Source organism: Pseudomonadota bacterium, from assembly GCA_027620075.1.
GTDB lineage: Bacteria > Pseudomonadota > Alphaproteobacteria > Rickettsiales > UBA6187 > 1-14-0-20-39-49.
In genome coordinates, this window is the sequence record JAQCEY010000005.1 from 107,999 (window position 1) to 125,061 (window position 17,063).

A 17,063-nucleotide genomic window follows, 5' to 3' on the forward strand; every position below is an offset into this window, starting at 1 on the left:
GTCACACCCTGCGTTTGCTTTAATCACAACAATTAGTTGAATAAGTGCCCCCTAAATTAATAATATATTAAGAAGCGTATTTTATAATATTCTGTTGGGAGAGCTTGATTAAAATGGGCAAACTATACATAAGCGACATTTCAACATTATCGAGAAACGGCATTATTGCTGTTATGGTATCGGTTATATGCCTAATAACAACTACTTTAATACTTATATTTAATACAAATTATCACCCGTTCTTATGGGTTCTGACCACAATCCCGATGTGCTTTTCATCATATGTCATCTTTATATATCTCCGTCTTGAGCATGAAAAAGAGCTTATAAGAACCGAACTTAATATCTCAAAACGAATGATAAGAAGGCTTATCATGGACGAGCAAAACCTATTCAAAGAAATGCAAAAGCAGATAGATAAAAGAAAAAAGGACAGGCAGCGAATCAAGCTAAATGAAAGCGAATCGCAGATGGTATTAGATAGTGTTGTAGAAGGAGTTGTCAGGACTGATGAAAAAGGGATAATAAACATCTTCAATCCGGCTTCCGAGAACATGTTCGGCTACAAGAAAGATGAGGTTATAGGTCGAAACATAAATTTCCTTATACCCAATATATATAATGAAGAGCAAGGGGTTATAGACAAAAACACCCTAAGAAAAATATTCGCAAAGAAAAAAAACGGACGCAAGTTCCCTATTGATATGACCGTAAATGAAGCAAAGACCGCCGAGAAAAAAGAATATGTGGCAATTATTTACGATATTTCAGATAAAAGAATGCAAGGCAGGGCTTTCCACAAATACACCGAAAAGCTTGAATGGGCAAATTACGAAACTCAAAAAGCACGACTGGAAGCGGAGCGTGCCAACTACGCAAAGACCATATTCCTTGCCAATATGAGCCACGAAATAAGAACACCGCTCAACGGCATAATAGGCTTGACGGAGCTAATGCTAAACACGCAATTAAATGCAAAGCAGGAACGTTATGCAAACCAGATATATAATTCGGGCGAAACTTTGCTTGAAATTATCAATGATATCCTTGATTTCTCCAAAATTGAGGCAAATGCACTCAAACTTGAAAATGCCAAATTCAATTTAACGGAGCTTGTCAAAAACTGTGAAAATATGTTTCAACCTTTATATGATGAAAAAGGCATAAAGCTAAAAGTAAATTACACGAAAAACATCTTGAACGATTATACGGGCGATCCGACCAGATTAAGGCAGATAATAACCAACCTGATAGGCAACTCCCTTAAATTCACCGAAAAAGGCACTGTAACCCTGACCATAACAAAGAAACGAACCTTAAATACAAAAGAAACATTACTATTTGAGGTAAAAGATACGGGCGTAGGTATTTCTACTAAAAAGCAGAAGAATATTTTTGATAAGTTCGCTCAGGCAGATGCATCTACAACACGTAAATTCGGCGGTACGGGTCTCGGGCTGGCAATATGTAAGCAGCTTGTAGAGCTAATGGGGGGACAGATAGGTGTAAAGAGCCGTTTAGGCAAGGGGTCTCTGTTCTGGTTCAAGATACCTATGAATACTGTAAAAACCAAAAATTCAACTAATCCTCAAAAGGAGAGGGCGTATGCAAAAAATTAATGAGAAATTTCCAGGTACAAAAGTGCTGGTAGCAGATGATTATCCTATCAATCTTGAACTTACTCAGGAAATGCTCGAAATGATGGAATGTATGGTTGATTCCGCCGAAGACGGCATAGAAGCCGTAAAATTATGTAACGATAATGAATATGATGTAATTTTCATGGACGTTCAGATGCCCAATATGGACGGTTACAAAGCAACAAAGGAAATACGTAAATCAGGTAACGGCAACTCCAAAACCGTAATAATAGCAATAACGGCAAGCGCTATGGCAGGAGATAAGGAAAAGTGCCTTGATGCAGGCATGAATGATTATATAAGCAAGCCCATAAAGGGAAAGAATATAGAAGATATGTTAATTAAATATATCAGGGATAAAAAATGACAAAGGAAAAAGATCCTACCGTTTTAATTATAGAAGATAACAAGATGTTCAGGGATCTGGCATTTGATGTTTTTGACAATACGGACAGGATAACGGCTAAAGACGCAAATGAGGGTCTGACCAAGTTCAAGGAGCAAATCCCCGATATAACACTTCTTGACATAGGATTACCGGACAGGAGCGGTCTGGATATCTTACCGGAGATGGTAGCTTATAACCCTGAAGCATTTATAGTAATGCTTACAAAAAGCAATATAAAGAAAGATGTTGAACAGGCAAAGAGATTGGGTGCAAAAGGTTATATATCAAAACCTTTTACCTATAAAAAGGTATTGGACTGCATGGATATGTATAAAACATTCAAAGCGGAGCTTGAAAAAAAATCCGAAAATGAGCGTTTCCACAGAGAAAACACTCAAGAATTTTTTGAAGAGCAGGAAATTGAGAATAACAAAAAAATAGAGGAGCATAAATTAAAGCTTTACGAAGATATGATAAGGGAACAAATTTCTAATTTATCCATATTATTTGTTGATGACTATCCCTCAAACAGGTTCAAGGCGAAGAACGTATTTGCTAAAATGGGTTGCAATATAAAAACCGCAAATAACGGTGAGGAAGCCGTAGAAATATATAAACAAGGTAATTTCAATATTATATTCATGGATTCTGCAATGGACGATATAAGCGGCTATACGGCTACAAAAAGAATCCGTAAATACGAAAAGGAAAATAAACTAAAAAGGTCACTTATAATAGGCATGCCCGAATATAGTAATGAGATAGAAGATAAACTATGGCTGCAATCGGATATGGACGACTACATAACCAAGCCTGCCAAGATATACAAAGTTAAAGACATAATACGAAAATATATTGAAGATAATTTAAAGTAAAAAAAATTATGAATGATAATATTTCTTATTACAAATCAAAAATAGAATCACTTTCCGACGACATAGAGCTAATGGCACATATAGCTTCCCATGACATAAAAGATCCGTTGCGTCAGGCATTATCCGACTTAGAAGAAAATCAGGATATACACAGTGCCAAAGAATCTATAACAAAGGTAATTGAAATAATAACCTTACTTCGTGAATATTCGCACCTGTTAAAATTCAACGAAACATTGTCAAAAGTTGACTGCAATGAGGTATTAAGCGAATCCCTCGACGAATTATCAGCATATATTAAAGAACACAAAGCTACGATTACAAATGATAAACTACCTGAAGTAAATGCTTTCAAACCGCATTTAAAGATAGTTTTTTTATCACTTATAAAAAACTCCGTATGCTACAATGACAACAATGAACCAAAATTACATATAAGCTGTAAAAAGGAAGGTCAGTTCTGGCTATTCAAGTTCTCTGATAACGGAATAGGAATTGAACATTTTTATAGAAAGTACGTATTCGCCCTTTTCCAAAAATTAGATGAAGAACACGGCAACACAGGTTATGGAGCAGGTCTTGCATTTTGTAAAAAAATAATTGAGAATCATAACGGTAAGATATGGTTTGAATCTGACGGAAGCAGCGGTACTGATTTTTATTTTACAATTCCGTTGTAAAACACCGTTTCTACTTCTTCTTATCTTTCTTTCTTTCGCTAGCCACTAAAGTTTTAGCTGCCAGCATCGTACTTGAAACTATATTATCTTTAAAATTACCTAATGAATTAGATTGTATCCATATATCCCCCGGTCCCGTGTAGCTTTCAATAACTTTTGCAAAACCGCTTTCTATTACGGTACTCAGTGTTATATTCACCGTTGACTGCCTTGCCATAACATATGTCTGGAAAGCGTTTATGGTTTCTCCCTGTGCAAGAGTTCTTTTATAGACACCGCCACCAAACCATAAAAAAACAAGACCGTCCCCTTCCAGTTTTAACAACTTTAAACCGTCAACTTTTTTACAATCACCGTTTTCCTTGGAGTCTGCTTTAGTAAATACGACAGATGCAGAGGCACACAAAAGAGTGTTCTCCCTACAAAGAATACTCCGGTACTGCCCTAAATTGATGACCGCTATATTACCCGGAAAGTTGCCTGAAAATAATACATGCTTTGGTTTAAACGAGGTGTTTTTACATTTTTTTACAAAAACTTTGCTATGAGATGCCATTGCCATACCGGTACTTACCATCTTACCTATCAATCCCTGCGGAGCCATTTTATGAGAACTAACTTCGGTAACGAACTCAATACCGTTATCAAAGGTCATAACAGTATCTTTCTGATAGATTAGTTCCCGACTTGGTTTCAGGATAATTTCAACAAATTGAGTATCGTTATTATGTACTATATAATCAAAATCCCTAAAATTATTAGCCGAATTTGATACGGTATTATTTGGTGCGTTTTCTCTAAGAGGAGGAACCGAAACTCCCCTTGCTATAGTATCATCGCCCGAACCTGCTTTATTACTTAAGGTTTCTTCCCCCTCCATCATTTTTTGAGCTATCTCGGCAGGTTTAGGGTGATGCTCCGAATCGCCTTGACCACCTGTATTTTCATAAGAACCGCCCCTGCCCTTTGCAGCCTCTTCCTCCATCATTTTCTGAGCTATCTGAGCCGGTGTAAGATGAACCGAATTATCTTTCCCAGAAGAAGTGTTATCAGGCGTTGTTCTTGATTCTGTAGGTGAAGGTGTCTGTTTGGTAGTTGCCGGTTTTGTAGAGCTATGCGGAGAATTGAGATTCTTCTGCAACATCTTCGGACCTCGTCTTAATGCCGGCGGCAAATCATCATCAATCATACTAATCCCCCTTTAAATTACCGATTTAAGATAGAATTATAATACAAACAATTATAGTGTATCAACCGTTTATTAATTATTAGCAGTTGCAAACTAACTTTCTAATGATTCCTCATCTAACACGGGTTCATCGTCCTCTACTGCATAAGATTCATTTAACCACTTACCCAAATCAACATCAGCACAACGTTTTGAACAAAAAGGTTTATATTTTTCAGCCGATGGTTTTTTGCATATAGGACATTTAGCCATTGTTGTACCCCGTTCCTTCCAGCATTGAAAGTGTTTCGTATAAAGGCAGACCTACAACAGATGAGTAAGAGCCGTTCAGGGATTTTACAAACCCGCCTGCTATACCCTGTATCGCATAGCCCCCTGCTTTACCGATACCTTCTTTGCTTTCTATATATCCGTTTATCTCTTTAACACTCAGTCTTTTGAACTTAACTTTTGTTTCAATGACTTTATCGGATAACCTGCCTTCAGGTGATATAAGGCAAACACAGCTTATAACGGTATGTTGCCTTCCTGATAACAATTGAAGGCACTGTGCAACCTGATCGTCATTTTCCGCTTTTGGCAAAATCCTTCTTCCGCACGCAACCACCGTATCGGCACTCAATATAAAATCATCTTTATATTTGTGTAAAACTGCCTTTGCCTTACCTATCGCCATACGTAATGCATATTGCTTGGGTATTTCATTTTGTAAAGGGGACTCATCAATATCTGCAGGTTCAATAATATCCGGTGTAATATTAACCTGCTGTAATAAATCCTTACGCCTCGGTGATGCCGATGCGAGAATTAGCTTTGGCATAAAACTACCATGTTATTTTTTATTACTCGTCATCTGAGTCTTTTTCTACGGTAGATTCAGGGCTAGGTTTGCTTTTATATCTGTGAATTACACGCCCCTTAGAAAGGTCATACGGTGTCATTTCCACTTTTACCCAGTCGCCCACTAATACCCTTATACGGTTCTTACGCATACGTCCCGATGTATGACCCAATACTTCATGCCCATTTTCAAGTTCTATACGGAACATTGCGTTCGGGAGTAATTCCAGAACAGTACCATCGAATTCCAATAACTCTTCTTTAGCCATAAACCCTATCTAATTTAATAATTATAATTATTAAAAATAATTCCCATATTGAAATTATTAATTGTTAATAGCCGATTACAAACTCATTCTAAATTTAGAATTAATTGACTACAACCACTGTATTCATAGCTAATTAGTTCAAACTTTCAAGATAAAAAACAATTATGCAATAAATATCATACGGAAACGTCCGGCAAGCATATATTTTGTATAAATTCTACTACAGCCTTTTTATTTCATTTTTGAACTTGCTTCAGATTTGCCTATGACAAAATATATGTATATGAAACAATCCCACTGATTGCATAATAAGGAATTATGTGTTATAGGTGCTGACCTTTATAAACTTTTGAAATTTTCAAATATTCCCTGCTTGAAAAAGGTGTAGTGATGGCAAAGAAGAAATTACATATTAAAACATATGGCTGTGCGATGAATGTTTATGATTCGATACAAATGACCGATATGTTCTATAATCTCGGCTATGAAAATTCAGATAGCATAGCAGGTTCCGATCTGGTTATCCTTAACACATGTCATATTAGGGAAAAAGCTGCTGAAAAAGTTTACTCTGAACTAGGTCGCATCAAGAAAGCAAAAGAGAAGAAGAAAGCCTGCGGCGAGAATATGATAATTGCGGTGGCAGGGTGCGTAGGTCAGGCAGAGGGGGACGAAATATTCCGACGTGCCCCGTATGTCGATGTTGTAGTCGGCCCTCAGTCTTATCAAACACTTCCCGATCTTGTGGGTAAAGTACAAAGAGAAAGCGGACACCTTATAAATCTTGAATTCGAAGATGATAAATTTGACAAGCTCCCCAAAGAATCATCACAATCAAATATCTGTGCCGTGTTGTCTATTCAGGAAGGGTGCGATAAGTTCTGCACGTTCTGTGTAGTACCATATACTCGTGGTGCCGAATACTCCCGTAATGTTCCCGAGATATACCGTGAGGCTGTTTCGCTTGTAGCACGAGGTGCTAAAGAGATAACCCTTCTGGGGCAGAACGTAAATGCTTATCATGGCGAATCATCTGACGGACAAATATGGAATCTTGGAAAATTAATAAAGCATATTGCAAAGATTGAAGGCTTAGAACGCATAAGATACAGCACATCTCACCCTCGTGATATGCACGAAGACTTATATGACGTACACAGGAGCGAACCGAAGTTGATGCCGTTTTTAAACCTGCCCGTTCAGTCCGGTTCAGATAAAATACTAAATGCCATGAATCGTAAGCATACTCGCGAATTTTATTTTAAGATTATGGAACGCCTAAGACAAGAACGCCCTGATATTCAGTTTAGCTCCGACTTCATCATAGGTTTTCCGGGTGAGACGGAACAGGATTTTGAAGATACTATGGATTTGGCAAAAAGGGTGAATTTTACGCAAGCATACTCTTTTTGCTACAGCCCACGCCCGGGAACACCCGGTGCGCAAATGGATAATCAGCTAGAAGAATCTGTCAAAAAAGAACGCCTCATGCGTTTTCAGGCACTGATAAGCAACCAGCAGCTTGAATATAACCAAAGCTGTGTGGGTAAAACAATGCCCGTACTATTTGAAGGTAAAGGTAACAAACAAGGTCAGATAACGGGTAAAAGCCCTTATATGCAGTCAGTTATAGTTAACGGCTCCGAAGAACTGATAGGAAAAATAATTGATGTAAATATCAAACAAGCAGGTCCTAACAGTTTAAAAGGCGAGTTGCTCTATAATGTTTCCAAATAATTTCTATGGTCAAGCCATAGTATGAAGCCTCTGCAAAAGTCAAAAACCTACTCTCCCCTTGAGGGAGAGTTAAAAACACGAAGTGTTTTTGTGAGGGGTAGAAGCCCGCAAGTGTTTGTTATACCTGCATGTATCGCCCTCTCTCCAACTCTCTCCCGTACACGGGAGAGAGGATACAAAGAACTCAACTTTACAACCTTTTGCAGATGCTTCTATAGATAGTCAATCCATAGTATAATAATTCTTATAATTTATGGCGTAGGTATCGTTGTAGTATTGACCGTACCCATCGGAATTATCGTCTGATATTCAATGCACTGAACCCTTACCCTTCCATGTGAACCGGGTGCGGCAAGACCGGCAATACGTTGTCTTGAAGAGTTACCGTGAAGCAAACATGCCCACCCCGAGATAACAGCCCACGCACTGGAACACCTTGGTCCACCCGCACCGAAAGGAAGGTAAAGAGTACATGGTTTTAGACCGGGAGGGCAAGTTGAATCACACCTATCCGCTACACACCCGCCTGCCGCAGGATGTCTAAACAATGTGCCTGTTGAAAATTGATACACACCGGGATATCGCGTTCCTACCGGTTTGGTTTGTGATACATTTCCCATTGGATCCGTAATAACCACCTCATCGGCGGACGGTATTATAGCATTTACATCTTCACTGAAGTTTAGATTTTCAGGATTGAAAATGCCTGCCGCATTTATAGCAAGAGCCGGATCTATAAATAAATCCGGATCTCTGGTAGCATCAGCGTAACTACCGGTCGTAGTATGATCACATTTTAAAGCACCGTCACCTACATATTGATTTGCAGTAGCATCTCCGGTTTCACCCGTATAATAATATCCGCCTTCTAGCACAGCACAGTCAGTATCATGTCCGGTGCCATCTAGACCTTTTATCGAATTAATGTGTAAACAACCTGCCTGACATGCAGTGTATAGTCCGCCGCTATAATCATCGGAATCTCCCGGACCGACAGCAACATCATCAAGGACAAACGAACTTGTAGCTACATCAAATTCCTGAAACTCTCCGACACCTGTAATCGGGTCAATAAAATAACGAGCGGATCGTCCTTTTCCACCATTGGCAATTATCATTTTCTGGTTAGGTCCGAAAGTACTTCTGGTACCGTCAATACCTACTATATCTTCGTCACCAAGATAAATAACTCTTCCTCCTAATCCCACGGATATTTCCAGAGTTTTATCTATAAGATCCAACTCCTTAAGATCATATTCGGCACTTATATATGCACCTGCCCCACCTGAAAAATCGTTAGATCTGTCAGGTTGGCTTGTTCCGCCTCCACCTGCACCCCAAACTTCAACAAACATCTTACTGCATAATTGACCGTCATCAAAATTCGTAGTACCCTCCGCAAGAGTATTCTTCACCAGATCATGAGGTCTGATTACCTCATTTATACTAATATCATTGTCCCAATTCACCCTTAATAAACCTTCTTCAGTCGGAAATGTGAAAATAGCCTTATCTTCTAGGGTATAACTCTTTTCAACATCTAAAGTTACCTCGGCACACATACCAAGTTCAAGAGGTGTCATAGGTCTTAATATGGCAGGGTCGGTTTTCTGCAATTCATTATATTCCTCAAGCTCGTCTATATCGCCCAGATTATATCCGAAATCCACATCATTATCCGGTGGCCCCTGTGTGGTCGGCTTATCATAATCAAAACGCCCCGGTCCATCAATAGCACCGTTAGCAGTACCGTCTATATAATAAGGGTCATTTACATCTACGGGTCTTTTCGCAGGAAGCGTAACGTCCGGCGGAGGAGTAGCCGCAAATGTAATGATAAACGGATCCTGAGGACCGACATCGCTCATCGGAGGGTTATAGTGATAGGACGGCACTTCAAGCGTCACCTGCGGCGGCAGAGTCACACCGCCGGCACCAATTTCACTATACGCGTTAAGGTTGTCGAAAGGAACTCCGTTTGGAACGTAGTTATTAGGTATATCGGCGGCAGGGCGGAAATTACCCGAAACAGGGTGCGGAGGCAATGTCATATCATCTACAACAGTATCCGTCGGGTCGGAATCATATCCCCTTATCAATTTAGAATACAGCAATTGTCTTGTTACCGGCTTTGCTTCCGGGTTTATGATACAATCCACACCTCTTGTACAAGGTATCGTACAATGAGCTCCCCCCGGAACACAGGTTTCATGAATATATAAAGGCGGTTCAAAGATCGGCTGACCGGTTTCATCATATACGGGTATAACAACATCATCTTCATTCCCTGAAGGCTCTACATACGGCGAGGCGGCAACCAGAGGAGCCGTATCATAGCCCTCTACACACATCCATGCACGATATCTTGCACCGTTCGGGTTTATATCGGGAGCGGTAGGATCGTCAGGATCAGGCATAGAGGCAGTATCTGAATAATTAACTATAGGACTCGAAATAGGTCCCGGAGCCACACAGAAAGGTATCTGATGCAACAACTCACATCTTGGTAGCGGCTGAGCGTCCTCCGCCGAAACCGTTCCGCCTACGGTATCAACGTCACCTAAATATTGTAAGTCTATTGATCCGGGCATACCGTCAAAACTAACCCTGAGTGTAAGCCCCATAATCCCCCTATCCGGATTCGCATCTATTGCAATTTCACCGAATGTCAAAGGATCCAGTGGCACTTCCTGAACTCTCGGCATAGGCATATAGCCGGGTCTAGGGATACACCCCTGTAATATCTCGACAGGTCGTCCGGTCGCATAAGTCGGAGGCGGACCGACCGCCGTTCTATTAGCCTCATTTATCTTGAACAGACAGATAGAATCAGGATATTCAAAACTTATCCTCGCTTCAAATCTTCTTTGCCACGGTCCCGTAATATTACCTGAAGTTACCACCTCATCTTCAGGAGCCCCCGGAGCAATAGTCGCACTTCTTGTAGCATGAACACGAATACCCGGTGCAGGGGTAAGGTCAAACGGTCCGGCTCCGGGATTCTGAGGGTTAGGACCTCTTAAATACTCACCGTTTGCATCTTTCATAAATTCACATAACACATTCTCCGATATAACACCGCCGGGTCTGTCAATCTGGCAGAAATAAACACGTATAGCAGGCTGTCTGAACGTTGAGGGAGAATCGTAATCAAGGAATGGTGTAGGGAAATAAACCCTGTCCCACTGTTCGTTACTCCACACCGGAGGTCCTGCCGCCATAGGTCTGTCAATACAGCCGAGATTCGCCGTTACAAAATGATTTTTCTTGGATTTTATAGCATTTACCAACCCGCCTATTGCGGCTCCTAATGCGGTACCGATTCCGGGCAATAGTATAGTACCCACTACAGCTCCGGTAGCTGTTGCAGTTGTAGTAGAAAATAACGTAGTCACATCAGTTCTTTTATGATACGGACTAGATCCTCCGTTAGTATCCCCTCCATCCATAGGATCTACATAGGCACACAATTGCGGTTTCATTCCTTTACATATCGTCTCCTCAGTAGTATCTGAAGTGCTACAATGCTCCCCGGTTCTATTTCCATGCACATTTTCCCCTTCCTTAGGATACGCCATTCTGGCACAGAACCTTAAACCGAATATCCACTTACATTCATTAGGCCCGAGATTTCTTCTGAAAGTCCTTCGAAAAGGCTTGTAAGCAATTCGGATACGGGGTTCATACCATGTATTTTCCTCAGCCTTAGGCTCGCAGACTCCCTGCTCTATAAAACCTATCGTTCTGGTATGCTTAGGAACCTCAATAGAGTCATATTCGGGGTCACCCGGATTAAAATCACCGTAACATTCCAAAGCGTGTGACTCTTGAGCGAACAAGGTAAAAAAAGAGAAAACTACCAGAAAGGTAATTATCTTTTGACACGAACTAATATCTGGATTCCAATTTTTCATATACCGCCGGCAACCATTCTTTCGGGTCTTCACCTCGTTCCTTAATAGCATCCTCCATCATTATAACAGTTTTATCGTCCCCTGACAAGATTTTTACCTCTTTTAAACCGCTTAAATCAAGCTTTACGACTATGGAAGGTTCTTTTGCCTGTTTTAACATGAACTGCCTCTTCTCCCCTCTTATCTTCGATACCACTTCATACTCTCGTTCCGACAACTCCCAAACATTTTTATATGCTCGATAAAAATCAGATGCATCGGGATTCGGTAAGAAAATTTTTGTAGCGATAGAGTTGGCGATAGTGCTAGTCACAGAATTATCCTTATCGTCCGGAACAGCTTCGGTCGCGAATATAACTATAGCATTTTTACTTCTCAACCTGTTTAACCAGTTTTCCAGTTTAGGAGCAAAAATATCATTATTAACAAGAGTCCACGCTTCATCCAGAACTATGATAGTAGGAATACCGTCCAGCAACATCTCTATACGATGGAACAGGTATGACATAACAGGTCCTAATGTTATTTCGTCTTCTACAACATCGCAGACGGCAAAGCCGTATATTTTACCGCTTAGATCTACAAGATTATTAATATCATTATCAAATAAATGAGCATATTTACCTTCACCATGCCAGATAGACATTTTATCTTCAAGCCCAAGGTCTGAAAGTTCTTTAAAATACGGTACCATAGTTGATAATTTTCTGCTTTCCTCAGGAAGTTTATATACGGCATCAACTATCCTTCCGAAATGTATCTTTTCTTCCTGACTTACGGGCTTTAAAAGCACCCTGTCTTTTCTCTCTCTTTTTTCTTCATTGATATAATCGGTACCTGCTTTCGCCAATATCGCCAACCATTCCTTTAAAAACTCTCTGTTTTCAGGTGTGTCGGGTATATATAGCGGGTTAAAAGCATACTCGACCGAAGCCTTACTCGGATCTATATGGGTATAGTATCCCCCTATAGCCTTAATAAAGACCTTAGATGCATCTTCCTGATCAAAAAAGAATATCCTTCCGTTAAACTTCCTTGCCTCAGAGACCATAAAGTTGGTCATAACGGTTTTACCCATTCCCCTCGGACCTATAATAGCAGTATGTCCGTTATCATCGACGTGGAAATTGAAGAAAAACGGGGTATGGTGTACCGTATGGAACATTGTAACGGCAGGTCCCCAATAGTTACCGAAACGTTTACCGGCAGGATAATTGAACAAAGATGCAAATCCCCCTACCAACCTTGTTGCTATCGGTTTTTGTCTTTGTACGTAACTGAAATTTGCCGGAAGCTGAGCCCAAAAGCACTCTTCAAGCCTTAAATCTCTTCTTGGAGCGAGAATACCAAGCGATGTAAGAGCGTCCGACATATCGGTGATATCTTCGTTTAGTCCGTTTATAGTATCATTAAATACCAATATAGTTATCTGGCTTTCACCAAAATCCGTATCATTTTTACGATCACTTTTGACGATTGCATCCAATCCCGTTAATTTTGCAAGTTCATCATCTTTACTTACATTAAGGAGTAATCTTTGATGACTAAACTCTTTTAAAGCAACCCTACCTCTAATAAAGTCGAGAGTCTGTGTTATAATAAACTCCTGAGGAAGCTGAAGAAAATCATCAATAGTTTCACCGGGAAGTTCGTAGTACTCCTTAAGTGAGAACATCGCACCGAATTTTTTCCCACGCCAGCCCCTTATCTCCATTGTATTGAAGCCTACGGCTATACCGCTATTGTTTATACTGAAAGGTATGTCGTTAATAGGCACTTTTACAGGAAACTCGGAAAGATTTAGTATCTTAGCTAAAAATTGAAGTATCTCGGAATAAAAAATGCCTCTTGATTCGTATATACTAAGGCGTTTAGCACCGAAAGGCTCTAACACACCCAACATTTTATCAACGAATTCGTATAACTCCTTTAATGTACCGTTCAAATATTCATTCTGTGATTTTTTCAAAAAAACAAAGAAGAGAGATCTGATAAAAACCGCCTTATTTGCTAGCTTTACCGAGTTACCGGTTTTTATTATAGTAATATATACTTCGTTTACATAAGTCCTATTCCAGCCATGCTCTTCTTTCCACGCACGGTTAAGATCATCGGAGAACCCGATAGGAAACTCACCACCAGGGTCAAGGTTCTTTAGCCTTCTTACGGTATGTATCCAAAATGCAAAGTCATCGTTTCTTACCTGACTTATCGCTTCTCGTATAACTTCACGCAGGTCTAGCTTTTCAGAACCGATAGCCTCACTTGAAAAACCGGTGATCTTTATCACCTGCATCAATTCGCCGTTTTTAGTTAAAAGAGTGTCTTCGTTCCAATGACATGCATAAGGTATAAAATCCGGCACCGGAACCTCTAATACCGGTTCAGCACCTACTTTCTTCTTATTGCTGTTACTAATTGCTTTTGACAGTACTTCTGATAATTTTTGTAATATTTTTTCTGACATTTTCACCTAAAATAATAAAGCACATTTTAATAACGCAATAATTAAACTTATGCGTATATAAAATCATAATACACCTAATGCAATCGTACAATAAAAAAACGGAGGGTAAAACCCTCCGTTTAATATTTGCGATATTAATCGCACTATATTAGCTTATAACATTAGACTCAGAACAAGCTGAACCTGTGTCACCAAGCATAGCGTCTACGATTGTTTCTGCACCGAAAATCGCTGCAATACCAATACCAAGTGCTAGTGCAACACCCCATGTTATCTTACCAAGGAATAACGAGAAACCCAAGAAGATAATACCGAATGCAGCCACACCACGTGCAACAGGACCTTGTAACTCGTCGATAATGTTACAAACAACTGCTCCCATTCCCTCTGCATCAGCTGCCATTGCTTCATTTGGTGCTAAAGCAACAAGTGCCAATAGCATAAACGTAAATGTAGTACCGAAAGTACCACTGTCAAGATTAAACCTAGCTTTACAGTAGCTGGTAATCTCTTTAGTTTTAGTTATAAAATTCATAAAGAACCTCCAATTAATAATAAAAAAATTTCAACAGTTCGAATAAAAATTAACTCGATTTAAATTAATAAATTAAAGAAAATCTCTACCCTTATCTATTAATGTAGCACCGTATGATTAAAGTTTTATTACAAAAAGAATATTTCTTATAATATTTTGTTTTTTTTCATGACTTTTAGTTAAAAATATAAAAATCTTGCAGTGTTCCCAGATATTTACCACGCTCATCATCAGAAAAAACATCAACATTCTCAGGGCTGTCCGATGATATCAAGACATTTTTATCAGTAGGTAGAAAGTACACATCCCCTGATGCAAGATACTCATTTTCAACTAAATTATCCGAATAATTCAACTTTATGCCCAAATCACTTTTTGCCATTAACATAATTTTGTTGTGAACTTCTTTTTTAAAAGCAAAACCTGCATATTGGTGTTTATGCATGCCATGCAGCTCTATTCCCACCCCCTCAACAAATGAAAGGTCATCAGACTGAGGAGCCTTATAAAATATAAAGAATATCAATAAAAGTAAGACACAAAACAAATAAACAGGTTTATTCGAAGATATCATTCTGTCCTCAACATTTATAAAGAACGAAGAGTCATGGGATACACCTTTATTAACGGACAGCTCATTGTTTAATGACCTGAACCTGTTTGTTATCTCATTACTGTTGAGACCAAGCCATGCGGAATACGATTTTAGATACCCCAATATATATATTTCATTAGATAAAGAGGATATATCACCGCTTTCGAGTACTTCAAGATATTCAGACCTTACTTTCAGTTCCTTAGCCGCCTGCTCGATCTTAAATCCCTGACTTTCCCTAGTTTCTTTTAAGAGGCTACCTACTTCTTTCATATTTTAATTAATGATAAAATTAGTATAATTCTAAACTATACTTCCGAATATAAAAATAAGTTAGTTTAAATTTACAAAAATTGAAACCTTTTTATTTACTTACTTATCGGACCTTTATCTTTTTTGAAAAAATCTTCGGCACCCGTAGCTAAACCTGACGACCACGACTTTGATTTTATGCTCGGCTTACTAATAGAACCCGAACGATTACGCTTTGTGGACAGACCTTCAACCGTTCCATCGGAAAGATGGCGTTTATGTTCAGCCCCGTCAATATCAACATCATTCTCATTACCGTCGGAAGAACTTAGAGTAGACGCACTAGATAAGCCTGATGACTTGCGCTCAATAGAGGATACGTGAGAAGGGTTCCTGCTAACTCCGGACATCACCGTATCACGAATCCCTTCGAACTCATATTTTGAATTAGCGACACTTACCGCTGACGAATCACTTGTTAAAGGCGGAGTTGAAACATTAGAGGAGTGTTTGGACAAATCCCTTGACTTACCTGCAGATGCAATAACATACATATAATTACCTAACTCGGCAGGCAACCCGGGGATAATGCTTGTAAGGCATGACTCAACCTGTGCCAGAATAGCATACTTGAACAAGGTATCCTGATGTATAGCGTTGCTTATACCGACCGTTGCTCCTTCAAAACCGGCTTTTTCAAACTCACTTTTTATACTTTTTTCGGTATATAGCTTGTATGGCAACACTGTGCCGTCAGGTCTTTTATATAGAACGACATCGTCTTCTACAACATCATCGGGAGCACGCTTCATATCCCTTAACATTCCGAAAGCTTCCTGTTCCTTTGTAAAACGCCTTTTACTAGGAAGTGTCGCATACATAGCACCTCCTTCCCTTAACATTTCATTGAAAACGGAAAGAGCCTTCACACGCTCACTTTCCTTGGTTATATGGGAAAGAGGCCCGAATACGGAAATTACCATATCCACCGGACCTATCAGCTTCTTACTATGCTTTCTTTCATCATTCTCGTCATTATGAACAAATGTAACTTTCAAATTTCCCTTAACGGCAGAACCGGCATTATAACCGCCATATCCGAGTTCACTTATCTCTTTTTTTATTTCTTTGAACTTAACATTATCCAAACCGTCAAAACGGCTTCCTTCTTTACTGCACCGATTATAATCAGCTAACCTTTGCCTAAACTTTTCAAGCCCTCCGGAACTTATATCATACGCTATATAGTGGACATTCTTACCTTGCCTTTGTGCTTCTTGTGCAACTTTCAATACTTCACCGAAATTGCGCCCGTCTCCACTACCGTGATCCACCAAAGTGAACGTATCCCCTTCAAGCTTTGAAAGTATTCTAGAGGCCGTACGCTGTATATTTTCACTATCCTTAGGTAATACCGGACCAAAAAACCTAGGGTCATCGGGATTCCTTATATCTGCGTTATTATAGTTATGTTGCTTTTGGTACTGACCGTCAAAATACCCGTCATATATCTGTGCCTTATTCTTTCTGCCGTCAAAATTACTATCAGCTTTCATATTATTATTAAATTTTAGAGTTAGATTATCTTAAGAAATTTATACATTGGTTATTAATTGCATAATATATAATATCATAATATATAATATAATGTAAAATGCTAGGCAATATTAAATTCTTAATAG

General features: G+C 39.3%; 14 protein-coding genes. 5 read left to right on the plus strand and 9 right to left on the minus strand.

What is annotated here, in order from left to right; genetic code table 11:
- The first annotated feature begins 113 nt into the window (after window positions 1–113).
- Genes O2942_08175 through O2942_08190 form a run of 4 tightly spaced genes read left to right on the plus strand, consistent with a single transcriptional unit; the run spans window position 114 to window position 3,583 of the window.
- Window positions 114–1,619 (plus strand): ATP-binding protein, encoded by a 1,506-nt coding sequence (locus tag O2942_08175; protein MDA0782223.1) that lies wholly within the window; start codon window positions 114–116, stop codon window positions 1,617–1,619.
- Entirely contained in the window at window positions 1,606–2,007 is a 402-nt protein-coding gene (locus O2942_08180; GenBank protein ID MDA0782224.1) for a response regulator, read from the plus strand. The genes O2942_08175 and O2942_08180 overlap by 14 nt, the downstream gene beginning before the upstream one ends.
- Window positions 2,004–2,903, plus strand: coding sequence for a response regulator (locus O2942_08185; protein ID MDA0782225.1), 900 nt, complete (start codon window positions 2,004–2,006; stop codon window positions 2,901–2,903). The genes O2942_08180 and O2942_08185 overlap by 4 nt, the downstream gene beginning before the upstream one ends.
- Before the next feature lie 8 nt (window positions 2,904–2,911).
- Window positions 2,912–3,583, plus strand: coding sequence for an ATP-binding protein (locus tag O2942_08190; protein ID MDA0782226.1), 672 nt, complete (start codon window positions 2,912–2,914; stop codon window positions 3,581–3,583).
- A gap of 10 nt (window positions 3,584–3,593) precedes the next feature.
- Here O2942_08190 and O2942_08195 read toward each other — a convergent pair whose 3' ends face one another.
- The 4 genes from O2942_08195 to infA form a co-directional block, all read right to left on the minus strand.
- Window positions 3,594–4,772, minus strand: a complete 1,179-nt coding sequence (locus O2942_08195; protein ID MDA0782227.1) for an AIM24 family protein — start codon at window positions 4,770–4,772, stop codon at window positions 3,594–3,596.
- Window positions 4,773–4,865: 93 nt separating this feature from the next.
- The gene (gene yacG / locus O2942_08200; protein ID MDA0782228.1) at window positions 4,866–5,024 is read right to left on the minus strand and encodes a DNA gyrase inhibitor YacG; all 159 of its coding nucleotides are present in this window, start codon (window positions 5,022–5,024) and stop codon (window positions 4,866–4,868) included.
- Entirely contained in the window at window positions 5,017–5,592 is a 576-nt protein-coding gene (locus O2942_08205) for a Maf family nucleotide pyrophosphatase (GenBank protein ID MDA0782229.1), read from the minus strand. The genes yacG and O2942_08205 overlap by 8 nt, the downstream gene beginning before the upstream one ends.
- A 22-nt stretch (window positions 5,593–5,614) precedes the next feature.
- Window positions 5,615–5,881, minus strand: a complete 267-nt coding sequence (gene infA, locus O2942_08210) for a translation initiation factor IF-1 (GenBank protein ID MDA0782230.1) — start codon at window positions 5,879–5,881, stop codon at window positions 5,615–5,617.
- Window positions 5,882–6,271: 390 nt separating this feature from the next.
- Here infA and miaB point away from each other — a divergent pair, with 390 nt between their 5' ends.
- Window positions 6,272–7,618, plus strand: a complete 1,347-nt coding sequence (gene miaB / locus O2942_08215) for a tRNA (N6-isopentenyl adenosine(37)-C2)-methylthiotransferase MiaB (GenBank protein MDA0782231.1) — start codon at window positions 6,272–6,274, stop codon at window positions 7,616–7,618.
- 251 nt (window positions 7,619–7,869) lie between these two features.
- Here the strand turns inward: miaB and O2942_08220 are convergent, their stop codons facing one another.
- The 5 genes from O2942_08220 to O2942_08240 all read right to left on the minus strand — a co-directional run bounded on the left by O2942_08220 (window position 7,870) and on the right by O2942_08240 (window position 16,937).
- Window positions 7,870–11,532 carry a hypothetical protein gene (locus tag O2942_08220; GenBank protein MDA0782232.1) on the minus strand — a complete coding sequence of 1,221 codons (3,663 nt, stop codon included), beginning with the start codon at window positions 11,530–11,532 and terminating at the stop codon, window positions 7,870–7,872.
- On the minus strand, window positions 11,507–13,999 hold the full coding sequence (locus O2942_08225; protein MDA0782233.1) for an ATP-binding protein: 2,493 nt from the start codon (window positions 13,997–13,999) through the stop codon (window positions 11,507–11,509). Before O2942_08225 ends, O2942_08220 begins: the two co-directional genes overlap by 26 nt.
- A 148-nt stretch (window positions 14,000–14,147) precedes the next feature.
- Window positions 14,148–14,534 (minus strand): TrbC/VirB2 family protein, encoded by a 387-nt coding sequence (locus O2942_08230; GenBank protein MDA0782234.1) that lies wholly within the window; start codon window positions 14,532–14,534, stop codon window positions 14,148–14,150.
- A 175-nt stretch (window positions 14,535–14,709) separates the two neighbouring features.
- On the minus strand, window positions 14,710–15,402 hold the full coding sequence (locus tag O2942_08235) for a helix-turn-helix domain-containing protein (protein ID MDA0782235.1): 693 nt from the start codon (window positions 15,400–15,402) through the stop codon (window positions 14,710–14,712).
- Window positions 15,403–15,497: 95 nt separating this feature from the next.
- A complete protein-coding gene (locus tag O2942_08240) occupies window positions 15,498–16,937 on the minus strand; it encodes a hypothetical protein (protein ID MDA0782236.1) in 1,440 nt (479 codons plus the stop codon).
- Between the last annotated feature and the right edge of the window lie 126 nt (window positions 16,938–17,063).